Annotated in this window: 1 protein-coding gene and 1 pseudogene; both read right to left on the bottom strand. The window is 35.1% G+C overall.

The window, feature by feature from the left end; translation table 11 throughout:
- Positions 1-239 precede the first annotated feature (239 nt).
- Entirely contained in the window at positions 240-704 is a 465-nt protein-coding gene (locus BO26_RS18515) for a DUF6392 family protein (protein WP_036774103.1), read from the bottom strand.
- Positions 704-1,178: pseudogene (locus tag BO26_RS24325) on the bottom strand (hypothetical protein); the annotation flags it as partial. The gene BO26_RS18515 and the pseudogene BO26_RS24325, both read right to left, overlap by 1 nt.

Below are 1,178 nucleotides of genomic sequence, written 5' to 3'. Positions count from 1 at the left end.
GCTCAGGTTGACAATGGAATTCCTCATCATTATTAAAGATGTGCTCAAATTTCCCAGCCGAAATAAGTTGTTTTTCAATCAACATATCGACTGTTTGTCCTAAATTATTTATGATTGCAACAACATCAGCCATTATTTATATAACCGTTATTCCTAGTTAAACCAATTCATCTGCAATTTGTTTTTAAAACTACTCACAAATGAATTGGCTATTAAAAAAGCTCCCTTTTTATTATTGACTACCAACGTACTCTACTTGTAGGTAAGAATGTAACTCGACTAACTCGATCTAAAACATCATGCGATATTTGCATGCTAATTCCCTGCTTACCTTGATAGGAATAAAGATATGCCCAACCAAATTCACGTTTTAATGCCTTAAATGGCGGCGCGGTTTTAATTGGCTTTCCTAAATTATCATCTACCCATTGACGATTCATCTCCTTATTTAAAGGATATGGTATATCGTTCGGAAAAACAAAGCTAGGACGATCAGGTACGATTAAAGTTAATGTCATCTCTATAAATACCTTAGTTTCTCGGTTAAATGATAAAAAAACACCTTCTTTAGCCATATTTAAGGATATAGTTTTATCTCCAGAAAAACCACTTGGTTTAGCTTTATAAGGAATTAATCCCTCATCATAAATATCTTGGTAGGTTTTACCTAAGCTATTAATCAGCATTTCAACGTTAACCGCCATTATCTGTATAACCCCTGTTCTTGGTTAAGCTTGTGTATTTTGGCTCTGGCGTCTTCAAGCTGTGCTTCCGTTGCCCCATAGTTTCTCAATGTTGGCTCTATCGTACTAAAATCACGATCTACAGCTGCTCTTAAGTCTTTAGAATCCTGTTCTATTTGAGTCTGAGAATTCCGACCTCCATAAGTTGCGCTGAACTTCTGGTGAATTTCTGCCGGAATAATGATTGCTGCAACATCTTTTTCAAGAAGACTTAACTTATCCGTCTCTAAGTCAGGATATAACATTTTTAATCTTGCTCTCACAGTAGCTTTATCCATTACAGGCTGAAATAGTGAAAGCATATTGCCTTTATAAACTTCAATTTCAGGTAAATATGATGTCAAAGTAATGCATACAGAGATTAATTTTTTTGTGAATTCATCAAAAACTAGCATGAGCCCAAGCTCAGGTTGACAATGGAATTCCTCATCACTA

It is taken from the genome of Photorhabdus australis DSM 17609 (genome assembly GCF_000711895.1).
Classification (GTDB): Bacteria; Pseudomonadota; Gammaproteobacteria; order Enterobacterales; family Enterobacteriaceae; genus Photorhabdus; species Photorhabdus australis.
This window is presented reverse-complemented; position numbering and strand designations above follow the sequence as displayed.

Coding starts and splice junctions, on each gene's coding strand:
- BO26_RS18515 (WP_036774103.1), bottom strand. CDS start 704: ATGGCGGTTAACGTTGAAATGCTGATTAATAGCTTAGGTAAAACCTAC.